Raw genomic sequence first — 19518 nt, 5'->3', positions numbered from 1 at the left:
AGCTTCCTTAAAGAAGGTTGGTCGTTCGTGTCCCGCCCAGCCGCAGCGTCCCCATACTGCTTGCCACCTGGGGGTGGAGGCAGCGACCGTCCGGTCCGACGATCGGTGCCCCCACCGGCACTGCCGTCGTCGTTACTTGGCGGCGCTCAGGGCGACAAGTGCCTGGGCGGTGCGGAAGTACGGGCTGCGACCGAGGTCGCCAACCGTGGTGATGTTGAACGCCTCCTTGAGCAGCTTGGCGTCTCCCGCGCTGACGCCGGTGAGGGCGCTCACGGGGGAGTCGACCAGCTCGGCGAGGGACTTGTCCTGGTAGGCCTTGACGACCAGCTTGCTGAAGTCGGCGGTGACGCTCATGCGATCTCCTACGAGCAGCAGGTGGGACATCCCACCCGGAAGCGGAACTAGCGGCTGAATTAGATCATTACGGACGGGTTGCGTCCACAGGGGACGGTTGGTCTTCCCGAGCCGTGCGCGCGGCCTTCGGCAGCCGGTGCTCCAGATCGGTAGTGATCACGCGTAGCTGTGCCAACAACATCCGGGAAAGAGGCGGAACGCGCGGACGATGCGGGCCAGGCGCAACAGCCTCAGCATCGTGACGTTCTCGCGTACGCCGGGCATCAGCGGCGCCACGACGATGAGCAGGTCGAAGACGTCCGTTCGGTACGTCGTCCGCCCGATATCACGCCTCCGGCGTGACCTCAGCCTGCTGCTCCGCGCTCGAAGACTCCTCGACCTCGTTCGCCGCCGGCGTGGACGTCGGCTCGATCCAGGAGAACTCGATCTCGACGGACACCTCCGTCTCGCTCTCCCGTTCGATCTCCAACTCGCACCGCACGGTGTCCGCCACGGACACGGCACCCGCAGCGCCGTAGAAGAGCCGCCCGTCGGCTTCCAGCTGGTTCGCCAACTGACGCAGCCAGGCGGCCAGGTCCGAGCGTGACACCGTACGGGCGTCCTCGTAGATATCCATGCCCGCCATGCTCGCACTCCACATAGGACCGCCGGGGAAGGGCTTCGGCCGCACGCACGTCGGCCGCATGGTATGGATCTTGTGGTGGTGGGCCGTCAGCAGGGGAAATGTCGGCGAGCGAGGTGCTACCGGACAGTTGGCGGGTACTGGTGGGGGATGACGTCGACCTGGAAACCCCACGAGAAACACGGTGGCCTGTCGGACAAGGACAAGCGCGAGTTGCCGGAGAGCGTTTTCGCGTTCCCCGACAAACGCAAGGAGCCGATGACCGACGCGGGCCACGTCCGTAACGCCATCGCCCGGTTCGACCAGGTGCAGGGCGTTACCGACAAGGAGCGTGACCTGGCATTTCAGAACATCCTCGCCGCTGCCGCCCACTACGGTGTCGAGGTCGCGGAGACGAACTGGCGTCAACTCGGCAAACTTCCGCACACGCCGAATCCGGCCCACTGACCGATTCTGGCCGCGTACCTGCCGGATAGGGACGCCCGCCCTGGGTAAGCGGCGCGGATGCCCGCGAAGCAGCAGCCAGCAACCGGCGACGACCCGTCCCCGCGCGAGGGGGCCAGGGCCATCCGGGTGTCGGACGGCCTGCGCGAGCGGGTGCGCCACGGGCTGCGTACCCGCGCCTGGCGACTCCGTCTCTACGGGTTGCTGTCCGTGCAGGCCGGCGTCGCGGCGGCGCTGGCCTGGTTCGTGGTGTTCCAGTTCCTGGGCAATCCCACCCCGGTCCTCGCGCCCACCACCGCGGTCGGCATCGTGGCCGCCTCGATGGGCTCACGCCTGCGGCGCACCATCGAACTGCTGGTCGGGGTGGTTCTCGGGCTCGCCGTCGGTGACACGCTCATGCCGTTCTTCGGCATCGGGGCCTGGCAGACCGGTGTGGTCGTCGTGCTGGCGATCATCGTCGCGGTGCTGCTCAAGGGCGGCGGTTCGCTGCTCACCCAGGCCGGCGGCACCGCGGTGCTCATCGCCACCCTGGAACCTCCGGTACGGGACCTGTCAGTGCCCCGTTTCGTCGACGCCGCTGTCGGCGGGTTGATCGGGCTGGCGGTCGGTCTGCTGGTGGTGCCCATCCACCCGCAGCGGACGGTGCAGCGGCTGGCCGAACCTGTCCTCGACCCGGCCCTCGTCGCTCTGCACGACCTGGCCGCAGCGCTCCGCCGTCGCGATCTCGGCGCGGCCCAGCGGGGTCTGGGCGCGCTGCGGACGCTCAGCCCTCGACTGAGAGCGCTGGACGAAGGGCTCGACGCTGCACAGGAGGTGGTCCGACTGGCACCACTGCGCTGGCGTGAACGACCATCCCTGGCCTTCTACACCGAAGCCGTCCGCCACATGGAGCGCAGCCTGCACAGCTGCCGGTCCATCGCGAGGCGGCTCACGAAAGCCCTTCGGGACGACGAGCCGATATCCGAGGAGTTTCCCGCGGCGATCGACCTGCTGGCAACGAGCGTGCAGACCCTCAGATGCGCGATCCGCGCACGGGAGGAACCACGGGAGGCCCGCCAACAGATCCTGGCGGCTGTCGAGCTGATCGGGAAGGCGCAGGGGGCAGCCGCAGCGGATCCGACCCGCCCGCACACCCACCGGTTGGGCTACTCCGGCATGATCGCCGCCGGTGAGTTCCGTACGGCGGCACACGATCTGCTCATCGCCAGCGGGTTGGATGCCGACCGGGCGGCGGAGCTGGTGCGGCGGACGGCGGACCCGGACGAATGGGGCTGAGCCGAGCCGTCACGTCGTCTTGAGCGAGGCGAGGATGTCGAGGTAGTGCGGGTTCTTCATGACGCCCAGCACGTTGCCGAACGGGTCGACGACCGCCGCCGTGACGAACCCCTCGTCCCCGTGCGGGGTGATCGGCTGGTACTCCGTGGCACCCATCGCCAACAGCCGCGCGACTGTCGCCTCGAGATCGTCGACGCACCAGTGCATGACCGCGCCGCCGGGCCCGGTCGCCGCGCCGGCCGGCGCGTACCTACTGTCGATGATGCCCAACTCGGCCTGGTAGTCCCCGATGCGGAACTCGGTGTAGGCCGGGCGTCCGTCGGGGCCGGGGCGCATGAAGTACGCCTCGATCCCGAGGAAGTCCGCGTACCAGGCCGTGGCCGCTGCCACGTCGTCCGCCCAGATGTTCAGTGTGGCGAATCCTCGCAGGCTCATCGGGTGTCCTCTCGTCTCGTCGATGTCGTTGGTGATGACGCTATCGACGATTGCGGAAGGTTTGCTTCCTCAATGAGCGGTGGGTCTCGGCCGTGTCGGGCGGCGGGTCGCATCTTCCGTCAGTTCCCGGGTAGTCGCTGCCATTGCCAGCACGGATGGCGGGGGACAACGTGCAGAGCTACCCGGCAGTCGAGAACCACGGTCTGATCGGTGACCTGCAGACCGCTGCTTTGATCAGCACGGACGGCACCGTCGACTGGTTCTGCGCGCCGCGCTTCGACTCGCCGAGCGTCTTCGGCGCGCTGCTCGACCGCCGCAACGGTGGCCACTTCCAGCTCTCGCCCGACGGCGTCGACTACTCCAGCAAGCAGCTCTACCTGCCCGGTACGCCGATCCTGATCACCCGCTTCCACAGCGCTGACGGTGTCGGGGAGCTCTTGGACTTCATGCCCGTCACCGGTGCGGAGGCCACCGACCGACATCGGTTGATCCGCCTGGTCCGGATGGTCCGGGGGAGCATGCAGTTCCGCTTCCACTGCCGCCCGCGGTTCAACTACGGGCGTGATCCGTACGAGTTGGAGGTGCACCCCGAGGGCGACGTCTTCCGGAGCCCGACGCTGACCTTCTCCCTCGCCGCCTTCAAGGACGTGGAGCGGGCGTTCCACGTGGGGGACTTCCACCGCGACGCCGACGGCGTGTCCGCGCGGTTCACGCTGCACGCGGGCGACATCGGCGGGGTTGCCCTGGAGACGGCCAGCCCGGACGCGCCCCGGGCACTGAGCACCGAGGAGGCGTGCGAACTGCTCGCTGAGACCCGCGACCACTGGCGGCGGTGGGTGGGCCGCTCCCGCTACAAGGGCCGCTGGAGGGAGGTGGTCGAGCGGTCGGCGATGACCATCAAGCTCATGACGTACGCACCGACCGGCGCCCTTGTCGCCGCGCCCACCGCTGGGCTGCCCGAGCAGATCGGCGGGCAGCGGAACTGGGACTACCGCTACACCTGGATCCGGGACGCGTCCTTCTCGGTGCACGCGTTGCTGCGCCTGGGCTTCACCGACGAGGCCCAGAAGTATCTGCTCTGGCTCGACGCGCGCATCCGTGAGGCACGGGACGGCAACATGCCCCTGCAGATCATGTACCGCATCGACGGCTCACCTGACATCCCGGAGGAGGTGCTGGGTCACCTGGAGGGCTACCGCGGCTCGGCACCGGTGCGGATCGGCAACGGCGCGGCGGACCAACTGCAACTCGACATCTACGGCGAGGCGCTCATCTCGTTGGAACTCGCGGACCGCAACGGTCTGATCGCGCCGTACGAGGGGTGGCGCAAGACGGCAGGGTTGATGGACTGGCTCTGCGACCACTGGGACCAGCCCGAGGACGGGATCTGGGAGACCCGGTCCGGCCGGCAGGACTTCACCTACGGTCGGGTGCTCTCCTGGGTCGCGTTGGACCGGGCCATCCGGATCGCGCGACGCCGGGGCCGCCCCGGCGACATCGCCCGCTGGTCCGCCGAACGCGACGCCATCTACCAGCAGGTGATGACACGCGGGTTCAACCGGGAACGTGGCGCGTTCGTGCAGCACTACGGTTCCGACATCCTGGACGCCTCGCTGCTGGCGATGCCCGGGCTGAACTTCATCTCGCCGACCGACCCGATGTGGGAGTCGACGCTGCGGGCCATGGACGCCGACCTCGTCTCCGACAGCCTGGTCTACCGCTACGACCCGAGGGCCTCGCCGGACGGTCTCGCCGGCACCGAGGGCACCTTCAACATGTGCACCTTCTGGTACGTGCAGGCGCTCGCCCTGGCCGGCCGGCTCGACGACGCCCGGTTGACCTTCGAGAAGATGCTGACCTACAGCAACCCGCTCGGCCTCTACTCCGAGGAGATCGCGCCGACCGGCGAGCAGATCGGCAACTTCCCGCAGGCGTTCAGCCACCTCTCGCTGATCAGTACGGCGGCCCACCTCGACGACCTGCTCGACCAGGGCTGACGGTCCGGTCAGAACAGCGTCAACGGCTCGACCGGGATCGGCTCGGGCAACGCGTCGAGCCCGGGTACGCGTGCCCGTACCTCGTCGTGGAACCGGCGGGCGAGCGTCGGCGCTTCGGCGTTGTCCGGGGTGTGGATGAACATCGTCGGCGAGCGTCCCTCGCGTAGCCAGGTAACTGTCACGTCGATCCAGCGCTGCCACCCCTCGACCGTGCGCGTCGGGTCGTCGCGGCCGAGGTAGCGGACGATCGGCCGGTCGGTCAGCGCGAGGGACCGGAGCGGCACGCGGGGCTTCTTGGTCCAGGCGTCCCGCTCCGCGTCACTCGTGGGCGGGCTCGCGAAAAAGGCGGTCGTGTCGAAGGGGATCCACTCGGCGTGGGCGGCGGCGAGGGTCGCCCCGAGCAGTCGGGCCGCTCGCTCCTCGGTGAAGAACGCCTGATGGCGCACCTCCACCGCGTACCTGTGGGACTGCGGAAGGTGTTGCAGGAAACGGCCCAGGGCCGGGACGTCGGCGGGCGCGAACGAGCCGGGCAGTTGGATCCAGAGGGTGTGGGCGCGCGGGCCGAGCGGTCCGATGGCGTCCAGAAAGGCGCTCAGTGGTTCGTCGACGTTGGTGAGCCGGCGTTCGTGCGTGATGACCTTGGGAAGCTTGAGGACGAACCGGAACTCGGGGTCCGTCTGGGCGGCCCACGAGGCCACGGTTTCCCGGGCCGGGGTCGCATAGAACGTGGTGTTGCCCTCCACTGCGTCGCACCAACTGGCGTAGTGCGCCAGGCGCTCGGTGGGTGGCAGCCGGTGACCCGGCCACGACCGGTGACTCCACATCGCGCACCCCACGTGCAGACGCATGACCGCCCTTCCGACTTGACCGGAGCCCACCGTATCCGGGCCGACAGACCCGGTGGGACCCACGGTCCGGCAGGTAGGGTCCGTCGCCATGCGTGTGCTGTTCGCCAGTCTTGCGTCCGTCGGTCACACCTACCCGCTGATCCCGCTGGCGATCGCCGCCCGGGACGCCGGGCACGAGGTCCACTTCGCCGCCGGCCCGGAGGTGCACGCGCCGCTCGCCGCGAACGGCCTGCGGCCGTTCCGCCCTGGCGACGCCTTCTACGAGGTGTACGCCGAGGATCTCGCACCGGAGCTGGCGCGGCTGCGGCCCGACCTGGTGGTGCACGAGTGGGGGTTGCCGGGGGCGGCCGTGGCGGCTCACCGGGCCGGGATCCCGGGCCTGTGGCACGGGTTCGGCCGGATGTTTCCCGAAGGCATCGGTCTGGAACTCCCGACCAGGAACGCCGAGGTCGTCGGCAGGCCGCACCTGGACATCTGGCCACCCTCGCTGCAGGACAGGGACTTCCTCGCCACCGAACGCCGGATCGAGCTGCGACCGGTCGCGTTCTCGACGCCGGCCCCACTGCCCGCTCGCCTGGGCCGGCCGCTGATCTACCTGACCCTCGGCACCGCGTTCGGTACGCCTGAGCTGCTCCGCACGGCCATCGCCGGTCTGGCGACGCTTGGCGCGCAGGTGGTGGTCGCGGCGGGCCGGGTGCCAGTGGAACAGCTCGGAGAGATCCCCGACCAGGTCAGCGTGCATCCGTGGGTGTCGCAGGCGGAGTTGCTGCCGCTCGCCGACGTGGTGGTGCACCACGGCGGCAGCGGCACCACCCTCGGCGCGCTCGCGGCCGGCGTACCCCAGTTGTTGCTGCCGCAGGGCGCGGACCAGTTCGCCAACGCGGAGGCCCTCACCGCGGCCGGGGTCGGTCTTCGGCTCCTCCCCGGGGAGGTGGACGCGAGCGCCATCGCCGAGCAGACACACCTCCTGCTTCCGCGGCGTGGTCAGGTCGACCAGCGGCACGCCGCACGACTGATCTCCGAGGAGATCGCCGGCATGCCGTCGCCGGAGGCCGTCGCACAGCTCCTGCCGGAGTACGCCGCCTGACGGGACCACCATCGTCAACTCAGGGTTGACGAGGCGCATGCGTCAACCTATGGTTGACGCATGACAGATCCTCTTCAGATCGGCAGCACCGTCAAGCTCGACGACCTGATCCAGGCGATCAAGACAGCGCACACCGACGCGCTCGACCAGCTCACCGACGCGGTCATCGCCGCCGACCACCTCGGCGAGGTCGCTGATCACCTGATCGGGCACTTCGTCGACCAGGCCCGGCGCTCGGGCGCCTCCTGGACCGACATCGGCCGCAGCATGGGCGTCAGCAAGCAGGCCGCCCAGAAGCGCTTCGTGCCGAAGGCGACCGACGCGGCCGCGCTCGACCCCAACGCCGGCTTCGGCCGGTTCACCCCGCGCGCCCGCAACGTGGTGATGGCCTCGCAGGAGGAGGCCCGCGCCAGCGGCAACGCCGAGATCGGCCCCGAGCACCTGGTGCTGGGCCTGCTGGCCGAGCCGGAAGGGCTGGCCGCCAGGGTGATGGCTGGTCGCGGCGCCACCTCCGAGGCGGTACGGAAGGCGGTCGTTGCCGTCCTGCCACCGCGCGTCGAGCAGGTGCCGGACCTCATTCCGTACGACGCGCGCGGCAAGAAGGCGCTGGAGCTGACCTTCCGGGAGGCGCTGCGCCTCGGGCACAACTACATCGGCACCGAGCACATCCTGCTCGCCCTGCTGGAGCAGGAGGACGGCGCCGGCGTGCTCACCAACCTGGGCCTGGACAAGGCGACGGTCGAGGGCGACCTGGCCAGCGCCCTCGCCGCCGCCGTCGGAAAGAAGTGAGAACGCGGGGTCAGGACGCCTCAGGGAAGCCGTAACGCAGGGCGTGCTCCGGATCGGCCGGGTCGATCTGGCGTACGCCCGCGTCGGCGAGTCGCTTGTTGACCTCGTCGAGCTGCTCGCGCACCAGGCGGGCCTCCTCCTCGGTGACCCGGCCCCGGTGTGGCTTGCCGGCGTGCTCCAGCGTGCCGTAGTCGATCTTCTCGGTGGTCTTGCGGGCCTTGGGCGGGCGGACCCGCTCGGCCGTCTTCAACAGCTGCGCCATCGGCACGTCGGTGGCCATCGCGTCGAACTCGCTGGCGGTCAACACCACCCGGCGGGGCTCACCGTGGCCGTGCCGATCGTGGATCTCCACCACCGCCACGTCCAGTGCCGCGTCGTCGATGTTCTCCACCTCGCCCGGGGTGGCGTCCAACTGCACGGGCCCGGCGACCAGGTCCGGGTGCTCCAGTACGACGACGCGGACCACCTCGTCGTCCTGCTGCAGAACCGTGCCGGTGAAGTCGGAGACGTGGATCGTCTTCTTGCCCATGCGCGGAGCTTCTCCTGTCGTAGGCCGGGATGGCGGACCACAAGAAATTACCCGACAGGTGTGCGAAAGCCGCCGCTGGACCTCCTCCGGTGTGTCGGCCCCGGGCGAACGTCAGAGGCTGCCCTTCGGTGCCACCCGCTCGGTGGGGCGTCAGTGGTTGTTCAGGCGGTGCCGACCGGAGCTGCCGACGGACAGCTTGTTCAGGCCGGCCCACGACAGGCCGCCGCCGACCGTCCGAGGGTTCCGGTAGCGCGGCTGGGGCGGATTGCCCCCGACGGCCTCCGCCGCCCGCCAGAGTCGCTCGGGATCCTGCTGGTAGTGGTCGCTCGGCTGAATCGGCATGCGTTCACCGTCCCAAACAAAGGTGTCCAGATATGGAAATACATATGACGGTCGATCCCAGTGCTCGGTTCCCGGGCCCTTTTCCGCTCGGCCCTGACGTATCCTGCGCCCGGCCCTGCCTTCCGGCGTACGGTGATCGACGACGGGTCGGGTGACGCGGGGAGGTGCGCATGCTCGACCGGCGACTTCACCTGCACCTGGCCACCTGGCTCGGCCAGTGGCCGGCCGGGCCGGGGTTGCACGTGGTCGCCTCGCAGCGGCGTGCCGAACCGGCCTGGGACGGCCGGTTACGCCCCGCGCTCGCCGTGGACACCGGGCAGAGCGCCGTGCTCTCCGTGGCGCCGGACCGGGTGGCGGCGATCCGCGCGTTGGTTCGCCGTACGCCGGCTCGGTTGCTCGCCGCGCTGCCGGAGGCCGTCGGCCGGCCCGAATTCTGCGTACACGACGGTCCGTTCCGGTGGAGCCGGACACCCGCTCCGCTGCCCGACGTGGGGGAGTGGACCGAGCCGACCGCCACCGGGCTGCCGCCGTGGCTGCGACTCTTCGACCGGCCGGTACTGGTGGTCCGTGGCCCGGACGGTGCCTATCTGGCCGGTGCCGCGATCAAACGGCACGACGCGTACGGGCACGAGTTGGCAGTCGGCACAGTGCCGGCCGCCCAGGGGCGTGGTCTCGCCCGTCGGCTGGTGGCCCAGGCTGCGCGGCGGGTGCTCGACGAGGGAGCGATCCCTACCTACCTGCACGAGCGGGACAATCACGCCTCGGCTCGGGTCGCCGAAGCGGCTGGCTTCCCGGACCGGGGCTGGCGCGCGTACGGGGTCTATCCGCGCTGACCGGCCCGAAGCCGCAACTGTCCGCGATCTTGCACTTTCTGTCGCGACATACCCGGGCATTCCACGCATCTCAACCACCGAAACTGCAAGATCGGTGGGGTGGGGTGGGGTGGGGCGGGGTGGGGTGGGGTGGGGTGGGGGCGGGGTGATGGGCGCGGACCGTGGATCCCGGGCCGGATCCACGGTCCGCAACCTCCCCCCAGGCCCCGGTTCCGGGTGTAGCGGCGGGCCGCTACGTGTCGATCACGCTACGTATCGAACAGGCTCGGGGCAAGGTTGAAGCTGTCGGTTCGGAGTGTCGAAAAGCGGACTTGACCTGCTGCTTCGCCAGCCGAAGGAGGTCGACCGGATCAGTGACGGAGCGTACGAATCAGGTCGAGCACCTGTCGGGTCACCGGCCGAAGGACCCGGAGTCGGGACAGCGCCACGAGGCGATCGATGAGCGGCACGGCCCCGTCGATCAGTTGGCGGGTCTTGGTCTGGCCCGGTGATCGGTCGTGCACCCAGTAGAGGATCACGCCCATGTACGCGAGCCAGAGCAGCTCGGGCAGCTGTGGACGCAGCTCGGCGTCGACAGTGGCCGTCGAGCCGGTCAACACCTCGCCGAAGAGGTCGATGGCCGCCTGTCGGGGGCCGGAGGACTCAGCGGAGAAGGGGCTCAGCGGCGAGGTGGGTTCCGCCGCCGTCTTGAAGAAGGTCGCCGCGAATCCGTGTGAGGGCGTCAACACGTCGATCCCCGCGTGCAGCACTCCGGCGAGCCGGGGACCGAACGCCTCCTCCCGATCGAGCACGGGCTGCGCGGCGGCCCGGTGCTCGACCTGGGACTGGGCGTAGAACTCCTGAATCAGGTGGTCCTTGGAGCCGAAGTAGTAGTAGGCGTTGCCGACCGCCACGCCGGCCTCCTGCGCGATCGCCCGCATGGTGGTCTGGGCGTATCCGCGTTCGCGGAACAGCCGCATCGCGGTGTCCCGGATCAGTTGCCGGGTCTGCTCGCCCCGGGCGGTGGCTGGGTCACCCGCAGTGGTCGTCTGCGCAGGCTCTTCGGTCATCGAGGTCACCGTATCCCGCCGGTTCGTCGGTCGGCTCGGCCCACGGGTCGCGGATCCGTTCGCGGATCGCCGAGGCGGCGGCCACCGTCTGGCGGGCGAGGGGCAGCAGGTGCGGTCGGGCCAGCCGCTCGGCCGTGGACCGGTGGTCGGTCAGCGCCCAGAGGCAGGCGAACCAGGCGCCGTCGCCCGCGTACACCTCGCCGGTGTCGGCGATCACGGTGAGGTCGCGCAGCGTCGCGTCGTGGTTCAGGCCGGGGAAGCGCCGCCGGGCCTCGGTGGACCCGGCCGGCACGAACTCCAGGGGTACGAGCTGGGCGCGGGACGACAACCAGCGGCGGGCGGCGCGGCAGATCGGGCAGGCGGCGTCGAACAGGACGGTGAACCCCCGGATCCCACCGCCGGAGTGAGCGGTGGGATCCGGGAGCCGACCGCCGCCGCCGGTCGGGGGCGCGGTCATCGGGTTTGTGGGTTGTTCGTCGGGCCGACGCCCGGCTGCGGGCCAGCCGGCGGGGGTCCTGCCGGGTGTGCACCGGTCGGCTGCGGTCCGCCCGGGTACGCGCCGACGAACTGCGATCCGGGAGGGGCGGACGGCATGGGGAGTCGGCCGATCGGGGCGAGCGGGGGGTGGGTGGCGAGCTGGCGGAGTCGGTTTCGGCGGTAGCGGCCGAGCGCGAAGACGTTGAAGAAGTGCAGCGCGCCGAGCACCAGCAGCACCAAACCGATCTTGATAGACAGCTCCTCCATGGCCTGGCTGGTCGAATCGACCGGGTCGGGGTGCTTCATCGCCACCGTGACGTAGCCGAGGTTGAGCAGGTAGAAGCCGACCACCAGGAGGCTGTTGACGGCCCGGGCGAGTCGTTCCTCGGCGAACACCTCCTCCAGGAAGACCTGCCCGTTGCGGGACAGTGCTCGAGCCACCCAGATGGTCAGGCCGATGCTGACCGCGAGGTAGATCACGTACATCCAGACCTTGATGTCCATGTGGACGCCCTTCTTGAACATGTTCAACTACCGACGTCATCAGACTAGGGCCGATGTTGAACATGTTCAAGAAGTGGCGACCAGTGACTGTGGACACTTCGGCGCGGTGCCGGGGCGCGACATCCGGCCGAGCTTTTCAGCCCGGCCGGAGAACGCCGCGGCTCAGCCGGCCAGGCCGAGCACCTCGGCAGCCGCGCGACCGTTGGCGTGGCTCGCGCCGTAGGTGGTGACGAAGGCGCGGACGCCGACGGGCCGCCACTGTGCCGGCCAGCCCATCTCCACCACTGTCACGGGGTGCTGGGCCGCCAGGTCGGCGATCAGGTCCGGGCCGCCGGGCAGCCGGTGCAGGTGTCGTCCGACCAGGACGATGGGACGGTCGCCCGCCAGCCCGCGCAGCGTGGCCGGGTCGGTCTCTGCGGCGATCACCCGGATCTCCGACACCCCGTCCAGGTGCGGACCGAGGCCCCACGGAACCCGCCCCTCGGCGATCGTCGACTCGGTGTGCAGTTGCACCACAAGTGGCTGGTCCAGGCCGGTGAGCAGGCCATCCACCCGGACCGCTCGACGCGCTGCCGCGTACCCCAGCTCGGTGTCGCCGGTGGCCGGTGACCCGCTGGCGGCCCGGGTCCAGGCGGCGAGATCGGCGGCGCGGCCGGCCGCCTCCTCGACCCGCGCTCTCGCCAGCCGGCCGTCGGCGAGCGCGTCGACGATCTCGGCGGCCACCCGCTCGACCAGTTCGGCGTCGACCTTCGCGCCGATGCAGAGCAGGTCGGCACCCGCGCTCAGGGCCCGGACCGCAGCCGGCCCGACCCCACCGGCGGCCACCGCGGCACCCTTCATCTCCAGCGCGTCGGTGATGACGGTGCCGGTGAAGCCGTACTCGGTGCGCAACAGGTCGACAAGGACGGCTCGGCTGAAGGTGGCCGGGTCGGCGCCGGTGAGTGCCGGCACCCGGATGTGCGCGGTCATCACGGCGCGCGCCCCGGCGGCGACGATGGCCGCGAACGGCGGTAGGTCCCGCTGGCGGAGCAGGCCCAGCGGAGCATCCACTGTGGGTAGTTCGTGGTGGGAGTCGGTGACTGTGGCACCGTGCCCGGGGAAGTGCTTGGCGCAGGCGGCGACGCCGGCGGCCTGCAACCCGGCCACGGCGGCGGCCGAGTGGGCGGCCACCCGCACCGGATCCGCGCCGAAGGACCGGGTGCCGATCACCGGGTTGTCGTCGGCGGTGTTGACGTCGACGGTGGGAGCGAGGTTGACGGTGATGCCGAGCGCTGCCAGTTCGGCGCCGATCGCCTGGTAGACCCGTCGGGTGAGGGCCACGTCGCCGATCGCACCCAGGGCGGCGTTGCCGGGGTACGGGCTGCCGGTGGCGTGCGCCAGCCGGGTCACGTCGCCACCCTCCTCGTCGATCGCGATCAGCGCGTCGGGTCGACCGGTGCGCAGTGCGGCGGTGCTCGCCGCCACCTGCGCGGTGTCGTGCACGTTGGTGCCGAACAGGGTGTGCCCGGCCAGCCCGTCGGCCAGCAGGTCGACCGCCCAGTCCGGCGGAACCGGTCCCGGGTACGCGGCCAGCAGCGTGCCCAGCGCGAGCCGGCGCAGTCCTGGATCCAACCCCACGTGTTTCCCCCTTCGGTGCCCCCGCGGGTACGAAACGTCGTACCGGTGGTGGTCTTGGCCCTGCCGACTCGGCCGAGCGTCCCACCGTCGGGTGACCGTTACGCTACGGCTACCCGTTCGCAGGTCGGTTTACAGTTAGCAAAGTTTACTAAAACTAGAGGACGTGTCATGAGTGCGACCCGGCTGCCCGGCACCCCCCGTCTGTTGCGGGCGCTCAACGACCGTGCCGCGCTGGAACTGCTCCTCGAACGCGGCCCGCTGACCCGGGCCCGACTCGGCGAACTGACCGGTCTGTCGAAGGTCACCGCCTCGCAACTTGTCGAGCGGTTGGAGGAACGCGGCCTCGTCGCGCGGGTCGGCGAGCAGGCCGGCGGGCGGGGGCCGAACGCCCAGCTCTACGCCGTCCGCCCGAGCAGTGCGCACGTCGTCGGCGTGGACGTCGGGCCGGACCGGGTGGTGGCCGCGTGCGCCGACATCACCGGCGCGGTCATCGGCCGGGTGGAGCAGTCGACCCGGGACACCGACGACCCGGTGGGCGTGGTGCACAACGCCGTCGTGCAGGCGGCGAGCAGCGCCCAGGCGCAGTTGAGCAGCGTACGACGGATCGTGCTCGGCACGCCGGGCCTGGTCGACCCCGGCACCGGCGACATCACCTTCGCCTTCAACCTGCCGCGCTGGCACAGTGGTCTGCTCGCCGCGTTGCGGGACGACCTGCACACACCTGTAGTCTTCGAGAACGACGTCAACCTGGCGGCCGTGGCCGAGGCGCAGTCCGGCGCGGCGCGAGGGCTGTCGGACTTCGTGCTGGTCTGGGTGGGCGCCGGCGTCGGCCTGGCGATCATGCTGGGCGGGCGGTTGCACCACGGCAGCAGCGGTGCGGCCGGCGAGATCGGCTACCTTCCGGTGCCCGGCGCGCCCATCCCGCGCGACGTCTCGCGTCGCGCCAAGCCGGCCTTCCAGCAGCTGATCGGTGCGGACTCGGTGCGCGCGGTGGCCAGCGAGCACGGCTACCCGGATGCCGACGCCGCCGAGGCGGTCCGCGCGGCCGTCGCGGCCGGCGCTGACGGCGGCCCGATGCTCGACGAACTCGCCCGTCGGCTCGCGCTCGGCGTGGCCAGCACCTGCGTGGTGCTGGACCCGCCGCTGGTCGTGCTCGCCGGCGAGGTGGGCCAGGCCGGTGGCGCGGCGCTCGCCGACCGGGTGCAGCAGGAGGTCGCCGCGATCACCCTGGTCCAGCCGCGAGTGGTGCCGACCGGGCTGACCGAGGAGCCGATCCTGCACGGCGCGCTGCGCACCGCCCTCAACGCCGTGCGCGACGAGGTGTTCGGCTCCACCGTCGGCTGAGCCCGCTGCGGCGGTCATGTGAAGGAATATTTCACCGCGCCCCCACGGCTTGCAAGCTCCTGCCGGGCGTCGCCTGGCCGTTCCGTCGGGCCGCCCGGACCGGGGCGACCCGACGGCCTCGACTCAGATCAGGTCGCGGCGACGGAACACGGCGAACGCCGCCGCGGTCAGACCGCCGGTGATCGCCAGCAGCACCAACAGCGCCGGCAGCCAGGTCACCGTGTAGAACCCCTCGCAGTACGGGAGTTGGCCGCTGCCCCGGCAGACCTGTTCGTCATAGAACCGCGCCTCGCCGTTGAGCCACGCCCCGATGTGGCTGGACAGCATGAACAGGTCCGACTTCCGCGCGTCGATGATCTCCAGGACCACTCGGCCACCCAACTCCCAGACCACCGCGTACGCGGCGAGCGCGCCGAGCGCCGCAGACGTGTGCCGACCCAGCGTGGCGATCGCGAAGCCCAGCGCGGAGGCCAGCAGCACCAGCACCAGGCCACGGCCGTGCACCGCGCCGAGTGAGCGCCAGAAATCGCCGTCCAGTCTGCCCGGCAACCCAAAAGCCTGCCCGATCACCCAGAACGTGGCGAGATAGACCACCGACGCCAGCAGGGCCAGGACCAGCACCGCGCCGAGCAGGGTGCCCAGCTTGGTCGCGAGCACCGTCAACCGGCGCGGTCGCCAGAGCAGCAGGTTCACCACCCCGCCCGAGGTCAGGTCCGCGCCGATGTAGGAGGCGCCGACCAGGAACCCGAACAACACCAGGAACGCGATGAGGAAGTACAGCAGCGGTTGGGCCTGCTCGGCGAAGGTGAACACACCCGGCAGGAAGTCGGCGGCGATCGGCAGCCGGTCCTGCCGGATCGGGTCGATCTGGGAGCAGTCGCTGGGGAAGTACCTGTCCGAGTCGGAGGTTGAGGTGCCGTCCTGGCGGGCCAGGCACTCCTGGTGGGTGGCCTCCATGTCACGCCGCGCCTCGGCGGCCTGCGTCCGCGCCGAGTTCAGCTCACTGACGCTCGGTTTGTGGGAGCCGGCAAGGGTGGTCGCCGCCGTGACGGCGAACGCCAACGCCAACAGGACCACCATGAGCTGCACGAAGCGACGCGCGGACAGTCGCTCCAACTCGGCACGCACCAGGTTCACGCGTCCACTCCCCGATCGAGGTCGATCACAGCTTCGTCCTGCGGCAGCGACGGGTCGCCGACCTGCCGGGGCACCGACGGATGCTCGTACGCGCCGGTCAGCTCCAGGAAGACGCTCTCCAGATCCGGCCGCAGCGGCGTCAGCTCGCCCACCCACAGACCCTGCTCACCGAGCACCCGGCTGATCGCCGTCGGGTCGCTCACCCCGCTCACCACCAACGCTCCACCGTCCACCACCGCCGTCAGCTCGGCCGCGTGCAGCAGCTCGACGGCCCGCTCCGGCTCGGCCACCCGGACCAGGAACTCGTGCCGGTCGTGGCCCGCCAGCACCTCGTCCACCCGACCGGTCGCGACCCGCCGCCCCCGAGAGATGATCGTGACGTGGTCGCAGATGAGCTGGATCTCGCCCAGGATGTGACTGGACACCAGCACTGTCACCCCGTTGGCCGCCAGCGACCGCATCAGGTCCCGCATCTCCCGGATGCCCGCCGGGTCCAGGCCGTTCGCCGGCTCGTCCAGGATGAGCAGACGCGGGTCCTTCAACAGCGCGGACGCCACCGCCAGACGCTGCTTCATGCCCAGCGAGTAGCCCTTCACCCGCTCATCGCCCCGGTCGTGCAGGCCCACCAGATCCAGCACCTCGTCCACCCGCGAGACCGGCACACCACCGGCGCGGGCCAACAGCCGCAGCGTCCGGTAGCCGGTGAAGTTGCCGAAGAACTGCGGGCTCTCCACGATGGCGCCGACCTGACCCGCCACCCGGGGCAGCAACTCCGGCGACGGTTCGCCGAGCACCGTCATCCGGCCGCTGTCGGCGCGTACCAGCCCGAGCAGGGCCCGCAGGGTGGTGGTCTTGCCCGAGCCGTTGGGGCCCAGGAAGCCGTGGACCTGGCCCGCCTCGACCAGCAGGTCGAACCCGTCCACCGCCACCCGTCGGCCGCTGCGCAGGCTGCGGAAGCTCTTGCGTAGACCCTCGATCTCGATGACCGCGCTCATCTGCGCAGCTCCGTACGTCGGCTGGGCATGGGCCGTCCTTCGGGCTTGGTGATCAATGACACGGCGCTTCACCCTATGGCTGAGGTGCCGCCCATGGGGGGCACCCCGGCGCTGCGTGGTTGGATGGTGCGGTGAACCCGGATCTGGTGGTCAGCCTCGACGGCGTCGGCGTGCGCCGCTCCGGCACCGCCCTCCTAGAGGACCTGACCTGGCGTGTCGAACTGGACGAGCGGTGGGTCGTGCTCGGCTCCAACGGCGCCGGCAAGACCACACTGCTCAACCTCGCCGCCGGCCGGCTGCACCCCACCACGGGTGTCGCGCACGTGCTCGGCGAGCGGATCGGCCGCACCGACGTCAACGAGCTGCGTACCCGGATCGGGCTCACCACCGCCGCGATCGCCGAGCGGCTGCCCGCCGACGAGCGGGTCAGCGACGTGGTGGTGACCGCCGCCTGGTCGGTGGTCGGCCGTTGGCGGGAGAACTACGACCGTGGCGACGAGGCGCGGGCGCGGGCACTGCTGAGTCAACTCGGCGTCGGTGGTCTCGCCGAACGCCGCTACGGCACCCTCTCCGAGGGTGAGCGCAAGCGGGTGCAGATCGCCCGTGCCCTGATGACCGACCCGGAGCTGCTGCTGCTCGACGAGCCCGCCGCCGGGCTCGACCTGGGCGGTCGGGAAGACCTGGTCGCCCGACTGGCCGAGCTGGCCTACGACCCGGACGCCCCGGCCATGGTGCTGGTCACCCACCACGTCGAGGAGATCCCTCCCGGTTTCACCCACGCGATACTCCTGCGCGAGGGCGGGGTGGTCGCCCAGGGCCTGCTCGCCGAGACGCTGACCGGTGACAACCTCTCCAAGACCTTCGGGCTGCCACTCGTCGTCGAGCGGTCGGGCGACCGCTTCACCGCCCGCGCCGCCTGAGCGCCGGACAGGCGGAGACGGCCGTGCCGCAGACCCGGGTCGCCGTGGTGGGCAGCGCCAACATGGACCTGGTCGCGATGGCACCCGCGCTGCCTCGACAGGGCGAGACCATGCTCGGCACCGACTTCGTGATGGTGCCCGGCGGCAAGGGCGCCAACCAGGCCGTGGCCGCGGCCCGCGCCGGCGCCTCCTGTGCCTTCCTCGGCGCGATCGGCTCGGACGCCTTCGGCGTCACCCTCAAGGCCCGCATCACAGCGGCCGGCGTGGACACCAGTCAGCTTCGCGTGGTCTACGGCACCTCGGGAGTGGCGCTGGTCATGGTCAACGCCCAGGGGGACAACGCCATCGTGGTCACCCCCGGCGCGAACGACGCCCTGGTCGGCCTCACCGAGGAGGAGCTGACCACCGTCCGTACGGCGGACGTCCTGGTCGCGCAACTGGAGATCCCGGTGCAGACCGTGACTGCCGCCGCGGTGGCCGCCCGCGAGGCCGGCACCAGGGTCATCCTGAACGCCGCTCCGGCGCGGGACCTCCCACCCGAGCTGCTCGCCGCCGTGGACCTGCTGGTCGTCAACGAGGGCGAGGCGCAGGCGCTCGCCGGCCGGGGTCGGGAGGAGCCGCGCGCGCTGCTCGACCTGACTCCCCGGGCCGTGCTCACTCTCGGCGGGGAGGGCGCCTGGTACGTCGACCGGGACGGCACCGAGGTGCACGTGCCGGCGGTACGGGTCGACGTGGTCGACTCCACCGCCGCCGGTGACGCGTTCACCGCCGCGCTGGCCGTCGGCTGGGGCGAAGGGCGCGAGCTGGTCGACGCGGTGCGCTGGGCGTCGGCGGCCGGCGCTGCCTGCGTGCGCAAGCTCGGCGCCTCGGTGGCGCTGCCGCAACGCGCCGAGATCGACGAGCTGTACGCGCCGGCCTGACCCCGTTGCGCGCCGCCGCCAGCTCGGCCAGACCGTACGGGGTGTGCAGGCTCGCTCCGCCGACCACCGGCACCGGCCCCGGCCGCTCGGCGCAGACCACGAGGTCGTACCAGTCGACGTCGAATTCGGGCCGGGCCAGTCCGAACACCTCGGTCACGATCCCGGTCTCGAACACCGACACACCGCGCCCGCCACGACGATCACCTGCGACTGCTGATCCACGGCACGGGCGGGCTGGCGTTCACCCCACCGGCTCGTCGGCGAGCTTCTCGCCGCGGCGGCGCAGCATGCCCAGCCCGGGGATGCCGGCCACGGCGAGCTTGAGGTCACGGGTGACGTCGAGCAGGTCGTGCAGGTCCGGGCCGACCCGGTCCAGCGTGGCAAGGATCGGCAAAATGTCCGCCGTCAGATGTTCCCGGAGCTTGGGCAGCTCGTCGATCAGATGGATCGCCGCGGTGATCTCCTCGTGGCTCAGCTCCCCGACGAACCGCTCGGCCATCGGTGCGGCCCGGCGCAGCGCCGGCTCGTACGCCGACAGCAACTCGGCCGCGGTGGCCGCGGCCTCCGTCGCGGTGCCCACGGTGACGGAGGCGCGCTTCGCGACCCGGTCGGCCTCGGCGACCACGGTGCCCGCCACCCGGGAGACCCGGTCGGCCTCGGCGACCACAGCGGCGGCGGCGGTGGCCACCTCGGTGGCCGTGTCGATGGCGGTGGTCGCGGCGGTGCTGATGACGGCCACCTCGCGAACCGCGCCCTCGGCGTCGGTGAGCACCTGGTCGGTCCGATCCAGGGTCGTCTCGATCCGGTCGACCACGCCGTTGATCCGGGCCAGGAGCTGCTCCACCCCGTCGAGCACGGCGAACGCGCGGGCGGGCACGGCGGCCATCGAGGCGGCCGAGCCGAGCGCCTGGTCGAGGGCGGAGCGGGTCAGACCGACCACGGCGGTCGGGGTGGGGAGGGGAATCGCCATGGGGCCAAGTGTGCGTCGGCCGTGCCACAA

General features: G+C 71.0%; 22 protein-coding genes. 9 read left to right on the top strand and 13 right to left on the bottom strand.

Features of this window, described 5'->3' with window-relative positions; genetic code table 11:
• Window positions 1-132: 132 nt before the first annotated feature.
• Window positions 133-354, bottom strand: a complete 222-nt coding sequence (locus ACGF3C_RS18070) for a hypothetical protein (protein ID WP_393223194.1) — start codon at window positions 352-354, stop codon at window positions 133-135.
• A 325-nt stretch (window positions 355-679) separates the two neighbouring features.
• Complete coding sequence (locus tag ACGF3C_RS18065; protein ID WP_393223191.1) at window positions 680-979, bottom strand: amphi-Trp domain-containing protein; 300 nt, start codon at window positions 977-979, stop codon at window positions 680-682.
• Between the two features lie 147 nt (window positions 980-1126).
• Here ACGF3C_RS18065 and ACGF3C_RS18060 point away from each other — a divergent pair, with 147 nt between their 5' ends.
• Both ACGF3C_RS18060 and ACGF3C_RS18055 read left to right on the top strand, forming a co-directional pair.
• A complete protein-coding gene (locus ACGF3C_RS18060) occupies window positions 1127-1423 on the top strand; it encodes a DUF6582 domain-containing protein (RefSeq protein WP_357223318.1) in 297 nt (98 codons plus the stop codon).
• A gap of 57 nt (window positions 1424-1480) precedes the next feature.
• Window positions 1481-2695, top strand: a complete 1215-nt coding sequence (locus ACGF3C_RS18055; protein ID WP_357223321.1) for an FUSC family protein — start codon at window positions 1481-1483, stop codon at window positions 2693-2695.
• A gap of 9 nt (window positions 2696-2704) precedes the next feature.
• Here ACGF3C_RS18055 and ACGF3C_RS18050 read toward each other — a convergent pair whose 3' ends face one another.
• The gene (locus ACGF3C_RS18050; protein WP_357223324.1) at window positions 2705-3130 is read right to left on the bottom strand and encodes a VOC family protein; all 426 of its coding nucleotides are present in this window, start codon (window positions 3128-3130) and stop codon (window positions 2705-2707) included.
• Window positions 3131-3300: 170 nt separating this feature from the next.
• Here ACGF3C_RS18050 and ACGF3C_RS18045 point away from each other — a divergent pair, with 170 nt between their 5' ends.
• Window positions 3301-5127 carry a glycoside hydrolase family 15 protein gene (locus ACGF3C_RS18045; protein WP_393223624.1) on the top strand — a complete coding sequence of 609 codons (1827 nt, stop codon included), beginning with the start codon at window positions 3301-3303 and terminating at the stop codon, window positions 5125-5127.
• Window positions 5128-5135: 8 nt separating this feature from the next.
• On the opposite strand, the gene ACGF3C_RS18040 is transcribed toward ACGF3C_RS18045, so the two are convergent.
• Window positions 5136-5951, bottom strand: coding sequence for a DUF72 domain-containing protein (locus ACGF3C_RS18040; protein WP_393223621.1), 816 nt, complete (start codon window positions 5949-5951; stop codon window positions 5136-5138).
• Between the two features lie 112 nt (window positions 5952-6063).
• Here ACGF3C_RS18040 and ACGF3C_RS18035 point away from each other — a divergent pair, with 112 nt between their 5' ends.
• Both ACGF3C_RS18035 and ACGF3C_RS18030 read left to right on the top strand, forming a co-directional pair.
• The gene (locus ACGF3C_RS18035) at window positions 6064-7062 is read left to right on the top strand and encodes a glycosyltransferase (RefSeq protein WP_393223186.1); all 999 of its coding nucleotides are present in this window, start codon (window positions 6064-6066) and stop codon (window positions 7060-7062) included.
• A gap of 60 nt (window positions 7063-7122) precedes the next feature.
• Window positions 7123-7851, top strand: coding sequence for a Clp protease N-terminal domain-containing protein (locus ACGF3C_RS18030; RefSeq protein WP_393223183.1), 729 nt, complete (start codon window positions 7123-7125; stop codon window positions 7849-7851).
• 10 nt (window positions 7852-7861) lie between these two features.
• On the opposite strand, the gene ACGF3C_RS18025 is transcribed toward ACGF3C_RS18030, so the two are convergent.
• Entirely contained in the window at window positions 7862-8380 is a 519-nt protein-coding gene (locus ACGF3C_RS18025; RefSeq protein WP_357199425.1) for a hypothetical protein, read from the bottom strand.
• A 150-nt stretch (window positions 8381-8530) separates the two neighbouring features.
• Window positions 8531-8722: a DNA repair protein gene (locus ACGF3C_RS18020; protein WP_393223179.1), complete on the bottom strand. Its 192-nt coding sequence runs from the start codon at window positions 8720-8722 to the stop codon at window positions 8531-8533.
• A 170-nt stretch (window positions 8723-8892) separates the two neighbouring features.
• On the opposite strand from ACGF3C_RS18020, the gene ACGF3C_RS18015 reads away from it, so the two are divergent.
• Window positions 8893-9555, top strand: coding sequence for a GNAT family N-acetyltransferase (locus ACGF3C_RS18015; RefSeq protein WP_357226851.1), 663 nt, complete (start codon window positions 8893-8895; stop codon window positions 9553-9555).
• Window positions 9556-9905: 350 nt separating this feature from the next.
• On the opposite strand, the gene ACGF3C_RS18010 is transcribed toward ACGF3C_RS18015, so the two are convergent.
• The 4 genes from ACGF3C_RS18010 to ACGF3C_RS17995 form a co-directional block, all read right to left on the bottom strand.
• Window positions 9906-10604, bottom strand: coding sequence for a TetR family transcriptional regulator (locus ACGF3C_RS18010; RefSeq protein WP_357226849.1), 699 nt, complete (start codon window positions 10602-10604; stop codon window positions 9906-9908).
• The gene (locus ACGF3C_RS18005) at window positions 10567-11061 is read right to left on the bottom strand and encodes a thiol-disulfide oxidoreductase DCC family protein (protein ID WP_393223174.1); all 495 of its coding nucleotides are present in this window, start codon (window positions 11059-11061) and stop codon (window positions 10567-10569) included. Before ACGF3C_RS18005 ends, ACGF3C_RS18010 begins: the two co-directional genes overlap by 38 nt.
• Window positions 11058-11606, bottom strand: coding sequence for a hypothetical protein (locus ACGF3C_RS18000; RefSeq protein ID WP_393223618.1), 549 nt, complete (start codon window positions 11604-11606; stop codon window positions 11058-11060). Before ACGF3C_RS18000 ends, ACGF3C_RS18005 begins: the two co-directional genes overlap by 4 nt.
• A gap of 141 nt (window positions 11607-11747) precedes the next feature.
• Window positions 11748-13202: a glycoside hydrolase family 3 N-terminal domain-containing protein gene (locus ACGF3C_RS17995; protein ID WP_393223171.1), complete on the bottom strand. Its 1455-nt coding sequence runs from the start codon at window positions 13200-13202 to the stop codon at window positions 11748-11750.
• A gap of 168 nt (window positions 13203-13370) precedes the next feature.
• On the opposite strand from ACGF3C_RS17995, the gene ACGF3C_RS17990 reads away from it, so the two are divergent.
• Window positions 13371-14546, top strand: a complete 1176-nt coding sequence (locus ACGF3C_RS17990; protein WP_393223168.1) for an ROK family protein — start codon at window positions 13371-13373, stop codon at window positions 14544-14546.
• A gap of 123 nt (window positions 14547-14669) precedes the next feature.
• Here the strand turns inward: ACGF3C_RS17990 and ACGF3C_RS17985 are convergent, their stop codons facing one another.
• Window positions 14670-15683, bottom strand: a complete 1014-nt coding sequence (locus ACGF3C_RS17985) for an ABC transporter permease subunit (RefSeq protein ID WP_357226837.1) — start codon at window positions 15681-15683, stop codon at window positions 14670-14672.
• A complete protein-coding gene (locus ACGF3C_RS17980; protein WP_357226835.1) occupies window positions 15680-16678 on the bottom strand; it encodes an ATP-binding cassette domain-containing protein in 999 nt (332 codons plus the stop codon). The genes ACGF3C_RS17985 and ACGF3C_RS17980 overlap by 4 nt, the downstream gene beginning before the upstream one ends.
• Before the next feature lie 119 nt (window positions 16679-16797).
• On the opposite strand from ACGF3C_RS17980, the gene ACGF3C_RS17975 reads away from it, so the two are divergent.
• Together ACGF3C_RS17975 and ACGF3C_RS17970 are read left to right on the top strand one after the other, a co-directional pair.
• Window positions 16798-17598 carry an ABC transporter ATP-binding protein gene (locus ACGF3C_RS17975; RefSeq protein WP_393223165.1) on the top strand — a complete coding sequence of 267 codons (801 nt, stop codon included), beginning with the start codon at window positions 16798-16800 and terminating at the stop codon, window positions 17596-17598.
• A gap of 23 nt (window positions 17599-17621) precedes the next feature.
• A complete protein-coding gene (locus ACGF3C_RS17970) occupies window positions 17622-18518 on the top strand; it encodes a ribokinase (protein ID WP_393223162.1) in 897 nt (298 codons plus the stop codon).
• 241 nt (window positions 18519-18759) lie between these two features.
• Here the strand turns inward: ACGF3C_RS17970 and ACGF3C_RS17965 are convergent, their stop codons facing one another.
• Window positions 18760-19488, bottom strand: a complete 729-nt coding sequence (locus tag ACGF3C_RS17965; protein WP_357226829.1) for a hypothetical protein — start codon at window positions 19486-19488, stop codon at window positions 18760-18762.
• Window positions 19489-19518: the final 30 nt, after the last annotated feature.

It is taken from the genome of Micromonospora sp. NPDC047762 (genome assembly GCF_043204655.1).
Lineage (GTDB): Bacteria > Actinomycetota > Actinomycetes > Mycobacteriales > Micromonosporaceae > Micromonospora.
This window is presented reverse-complemented; position numbering and strand designations above follow the sequence as displayed.